7 protein-coding genes are annotated in these 5,069 nt (G+C 54.0%); all 7 read left to right on the forward strand.

The window, feature by feature from the left end:
- Positions 1-409 (forward strand): hypothetical protein (locus tag E4680_RS14150; protein WP_167792522.1); only part of this gene is annotated, 409 nt, incomplete at its 5' end.
- Between the two features lie 219 nt (positions 410-628).
- A complete protein-coding gene (locus E4680_RS13390) occupies positions 629-1,636 on the forward strand; it encodes a N4-gp56 family major capsid protein (protein WP_167792523.1) in 1,008 nt (335 codons plus the stop codon).
- 14 nt (positions 1,637-1,650) lie between these two features.
- Positions 1,651-1,968, forward strand: coding sequence for a hypothetical protein (locus tag E4680_RS13395; RefSeq protein WP_135282927.1), 318 nt, complete (start codon positions 1,651-1,653; stop codon positions 1,966-1,968).
- 58 nt (positions 1,969-2,026) lie between these two features.
- Positions 2,027-2,419: a hypothetical protein gene (locus E4680_RS13400; RefSeq protein ID WP_135282928.1), complete on the forward strand. Its 393-nt coding sequence runs from the start codon at positions 2,027-2,029 to the stop codon at positions 2,417-2,419.
- Positions 2,416-3,075 carry a phage adaptor protein gene (locus tag E4680_RS13405; RefSeq protein WP_135282929.1) on the forward strand — a complete coding sequence of 220 codons (660 nt, stop codon included), beginning with the start codon at positions 2,416-2,418 and terminating at the stop codon, positions 3,073-3,075. Before E4680_RS13400 ends, E4680_RS13405 begins: the two co-directional genes overlap by 4 nt.
- 3 nt (positions 3,076-3,078) lie before the next feature.
- Complete coding sequence (locus E4680_RS13410; RefSeq protein ID WP_135282930.1) at positions 3,079-4,362, forward strand: hypothetical protein; 1,284 nt, start codon at positions 3,079-3,081, stop codon at positions 4,360-4,362.
- Positions 4,363-4,390: 28 nt separating this feature from the next.
- Positions 4,391-4,972 (forward strand): hypothetical protein, encoded by a 582-nt coding sequence (locus E4680_RS13415; RefSeq protein WP_135282931.1) that lies wholly within the window; start codon positions 4,391-4,393, stop codon positions 4,970-4,972.
- Positions 4,973-5,069: the final 97 nt, after the last annotated feature.

Below are 5,069 nucleotides of genomic sequence, written 5' to 3' on the forward strand. Positions count from 1 at the left end.
CCACCAGAGCAAGGAACAGACGGCGCTTGTTAACCAGATCAACAAGGTTCTGGCCCCGTTGCTGGAGATGCAGAACGAGTACAAGTCTGAGCGCGAAGAACGCCGTACCCGTACCGAAGTACCGGAGTATGACAAGGTTACCGAATGGATTGGCAAACAACCAAAGGTCGTTCAGAAAGCGTATACTGATGCTATGAAAGCAGGCGGTGATGACAGAAAGGAGGTGATTGAATTGTTCCGTAAATCGAGCGAGAAACAATCAACCAAAGAAAAGGAGCGGTCTATCAAGGCAATGGCGCCGGTGAAGAGTCGTCGGGTTCCAGAGCCGGAAGAGAAAGGCAAAGCTGAGGATAACATGTCACACGATGAACTATGGAAGCGCATCACCATGAACAAACCCAAGCGCTAGACATCTTCAAGGAGTTCTGCTAAGTTAGAAGGAATTAAATTCATTTACATCAAATTACCGGTATCCGGTGAAACTGGAAGCCCCCTACACAAACGGGGGCTTTTTTATGCCCATAAGCAATTTATTGACAATACCTATTTTGCTATTGACTCTCTATTAAGCCTGCGCTAGGTTCCAGCCGTCCGGGACTTTCCGTAATTTTTAAAAGGAGACATGCAAATGGCTACCGGGACAACCAAGTACAGCGACCTAAGTGTCCGCAATACCGTATACGCTCAAAAGAAGATGCTTGAGACCCCGCAGCCGATGCTGATCCTGGAGGCTCTTGCAACTCATTTCACCGTTCCCTTGAACTCTACTCGCGTAGCGTCGTGGGTTCGCGCTGATGCCCTTCCGCTGGCCACCACGCCGGTTATCGAAGGTGTCGTGCCCTCCGCTACCAAGTTCACGACTCAGAAAATTGAGGCTACCTTGAAGCAGTACATCGGCCTCGTGAGCGTCACCGACGTTCTGGCCGATACCCATGAAGATGGCAACCTGATGGCTCTCATGGAGCAAATGGGTTACCAGCTTGGCAACACGGTCGAAGCGATCCGTTTCGGCGAGTTTGTTTCTGGCACCAACAAGATGCAGACCAACGGCACCAACCGGTCTGACATCAACACCGAACTGAATCGCACGGTTATCCGTAAGGCGATCCGTTCGCTGAAGTTGCAGAAAGCCAAGCCGATCAGCCGTATGGTTGCCCCTTCGGTCAACTACGCCACGACCCCAGTCAGCCCTGCCTACGTGGGTGTTGCCCACACCAGCGCTGAAATGGACATCCGCAACATGGGCGGTTTCTCCCCTGTGGAAAACTACGCGAATGAAGCGAACATGTTCCCTGGTGAGATTGGCCGTGTGGATGCGGTCCGCTTTGTGATTTCCACCGAAGTGCCCTTCTGGGCCAATGCCGGCGCTGCCTTGGGTGGCACGGGTATGCTTTCCACTGGCGGTTCCAACATTGACGTGTACCCGCTCCTGATCATTGGGATGGATGCCCTTGGTGTTGTGTCCTTGAAAGGCCCCAACGCTGCAACGCCTTACCTGTTCAACCCGGTGCCCTCTGCGGGTAACCCGACGGGTCAGGTGGGCCACGCGGTGTGGAAGCTTTGGACGACCGCACTGATCCTTAACCAAGCGCATGTTGTCCGTGTGGAGCATGCGATCAAGCAAGACCCGGCCTAATAGGAGAATGTGACATGGCTTCGACTGATGGACTTCCGCGTATGGTCACTGGCTCCATTACTGGAACCGGTGCATCTTTGATGGTCTCGCTGGGCTTCGTGCCCAGTCGAGTGGATGTATTCAACATCGCAACTGCTGGACGGCTTGAGTGGATGGACACCATGCCCAGCGCATCTGCGATCAAGACGGTTACTGCTGGAACGCAGACCTACATTACCAGCAATGGTATCACCCCGGTTGAGACCAGCACCTCCGGCCAGGGATTCCTGATCGGCGCCGACGCCGTGAACGGATCTGGTAATACCTTGGTATATTTTGCTGTAGGGAATTGATCCCCGCGTTTGGGGCCGGTAACACGGCCCCCTTTTTCCAACCTCTCGGAGTTTTAAAATGACCGACAATCAAGAAGTTCAACAGAGCCGTCGCGGGCGCAAACCGGCAAATGTTGCCCGAGCAGACGATGAGCGTACCCAATACCTGAAGGCGAAATACGGCAGCCGTTGGTATCGTTACGACAAGGTACGGGTTATTGTGAATCATGGCTCACGCCCTGATCTCACGCAAGAGTTTTTTGGGTTCGATGATCTTCACTACCTGATCCGCATGAATGAAGAAGCAGTCATCCCACGGGTGATTTACGACATGATCATGGATTGCAAGAAGATTGATTTTGTTCAGGCCCCCGCTGATCCAAGCAACCCTTCCGCTATCCAGCCTATCAATGAGATCGTGCGACCGGTCTGGAACGTGCAGTTTCTTGGCGAAGAGGATCTTCCCGAGTGAACCTTGGCGAGCTGATCACAACTACACGGGAATACCTGGACGATATCGATGCTTACAGCCCCGATAACGATGACCTTTTGTTCTCCGATGCACAGATCACTCGCCAACTGAACCGCGCTCAAGAGCGCTTTTGTGAACTCACCGGGCATCTTCTCGGTGAGTTTTCTATTTCTGTGGTTGCGGATGTGAGCGATTACGAACTCCCGTCCGGGACCATCGCGGTAAAGAACGTGAAGTTCAACGACCGCTATATACCGCGTTACGGCCTGCATGGCCTGACGGGTAACTACGAAGGTAGCGTTATTGGCTACGAGACTGATATCCAGGGGTTTCAGCTACTGCGCCTTGTAGGTAAGCCAGCTGCCACGGATACCTTGCGTGTTCATGTGCAGCGTTACCCCCAGGTTGCTCTGGTGGTTGATGGCGATGTACCGGAGATCCCAGCCCAATGGCACATCAGTCTGTGCGACTACGCCACTGCGAAGTTGCTGCGCAATGCGAACCAGGATACCAATGACTCCAGCAAGGCGAACCAGTTCATGAACAGCTTCATGTCGGATATCCAGGACGCCAGGAGCCAGTTTCACAGCTTCGCTGAGACCGGCGTCCGGTTCGGTAGCGTAGCCACATGGATTCGCAAGGGTGGCTGGGGGTGAGGGATGTACACAACCGACCCTAATACCACATTCAAGTATACCGGTTTCAACGGAATCAATGATCAGGCAGCGCAGCACTCAGTCCCAACGGGCGAGGGCGAGGTAGACCTGACCGCTGCGATCAATGTGGATATTGATCGTTACAAGAAGCTGTTCCGCCGGCAGGGGTTTACGGCTGTTTACAACGGCACGAACATCCGGTGCCTCACGCCCTTCGAGGGTGGACTCATGTTCGCGGATGGCGCGGAACTCAAGCACCGCTCCAGTACAGGGGTAGTGAACACGGTGCACAGTCTTCTGGCCCAAACCGATACGATCTGTATGGCTGAAGTGAACGGGGATATGGTTGTATCGGACGGGCAGGAAATCTGGACGGTTGCACCGGATCTTAGCTATCGGATTCTTGGGGTAAACCCCCCAGCTACGGAGCCGAATGTTTCAGCATCGTCGGGGGGCAGCGTACCGCAGGGCGTGTACCTTGTTGCAGTCACGATGATATCCGCGACCGGAGAGGAATCCGGCGCACCGTTTGTAACGGAAGTTGAATTGACCGACCGAGGCTCGATCCAGGTTTCGAACATGCCCAATAGTGAAGGGTCGGTCAAGAAGAATGTGTACGTCGGAGTAGGGGATAGCCTGTTCCTCGAAGCTACTGTATCTGGGGCGTCGGTAACGATAAGCAGCCTGGTCGGCGGGCGTGTGTTGCAGTTCCAGCATAAGACCCGCACACCACCGGGTACGCACATGGTACATACAAAAGGGCGCCTGTTCATCGCGGATGGTAACGTCCTGTGGTACAGCGAACCGTTGGATTACGGCAAGTGCGATATGCGCAGCGGGTTCATCGTGTTCCCTGAACCGATTACGATGCTCACCGAGCGCCTGTTTATCGCAACGGATTCGAATACCTACTGGTTGCGCGGAGACAACCCGGATCAACTTGTCCTGCTGGAGATCCTGAAATACGGAACACCCAAGACCAAGGCAGCCGAAGTCGAGGGTAGTTACCTTGGTGATACGGGTGGCCGGGTAGAAGTTTGGCAGAGCAATCGCGGGATTTGTATTGGCGCCGAGGACGGTAGCATTGTCAACATTACGGACAAGAAAGTGGCCATGCCAAAATATGATAATGCAGCGACCATTTTCCGCCGAGATCGTGGTATAAATCAGGTTATCGCAACGGGCCGAAAAAGCGGTAATATTGATAGTGGCCGGATGCGTTCGGAGTTCACCGTTACGGTGATAAAAAACAACGGCAATACCGACGTTGTTGACATTATCGAGTAAGGCTTTCGTCAACTAATAGGAGACTGACATGAAAGTTTTTAAAGAGCTGGCGAAAGCGGTTCGTCGTTTCGCCTTTGAGTTCACCGACGAAGGGCACGTTTATTTCCCGGAGTCCAAGCTGCTGCGCATGGGGGTGTTCACCCCGAAATTGATTGCTCCAGATGGAACGATTGTCGAGGAACTTCCGCTGGCGCACAATCGTACCGTGATGGAGGGGCGTAACCACCAGCTTGATGTTGTGTTCCATGGAGGCACCCCGGTAACCACTTGGTATCTTGGTGTGTTCGAGGGGAACTACACCCCGCTGGATACGGATACGGCTGCTACATTCCCTGGGTCGTCTACGGAATGCACGGCCTATGATGAAGCAACCCGCGTTGCCTTTGTCGAAGGCGCTGCATCGGGCGGTATTATCAGCAACGCTGGCAATGAAGCCGTGTTCACGTTCAATGCCAACAAGACGATCTACGGTGGCTTCCTGATTTCCTCGTCCGCGAAGGGAGCAACGACCGGTGTGCTGATGAGCGCTGCCCGGTTCAGCCCAAGCCGTGTGGTTGAGCCTCTGTTCTCCCTACAGATCGGGTACAACATCAGCCTTGTCGATGCCTAAATGGCCTTGCACAAGATCCTGCTCGGTGACCAGGGGGCCGCCTCACGGTGGCTCCCTTTTGCTATCGCGCAGCTATATGCTTGCCCGGAGGGCGCAA

Source organism: Candidatus Macondimonas diazotrophica (assembly GCF_004684205.1).
In the GTDB taxonomy this organism is placed as follows: domain Bacteria; phylum Pseudomonadota; class Gammaproteobacteria; order UBA5335; family UBA5335; genus Macondimonas; species Macondimonas diazotrophica.

Bases quoted from the DNA above. Each gene is read 5' to 3' on its own strand.
- E4680_RS13395 (WP_135282927.1), top strand. From the start codon at position 1,651: ATGGCTTCGACTGATGGACTTCCGCGTATGGTCACTGGCTCCATTACT.
- E4680_RS13390 (WP_167792523.1), top strand. From the start codon at position 629: ATGGCTACCGGGACAACCAAGTACAGCGACCTAAGTGTCCGCAATACC.
- E4680_RS13415 (WP_135282931.1), top strand. From the start codon at position 4,391: ATGAAAGTTTTTAAAGAGCTGGCGAAAGCGGTTCGTCGTTTCGCCTTT.
- E4680_RS13400 (WP_135282928.1), top strand. From the start codon at position 2,027: ATGACCGACAATCAAGAAGTTCAACAGAGCCGTCGCGGGCGCAAACCG.
- E4680_RS13410 (WP_135282930.1), top strand. From the start codon at position 3,079: ATGTACACAACCGACCCTAATACCACATTCAAGTATACCGGTTTCAAC.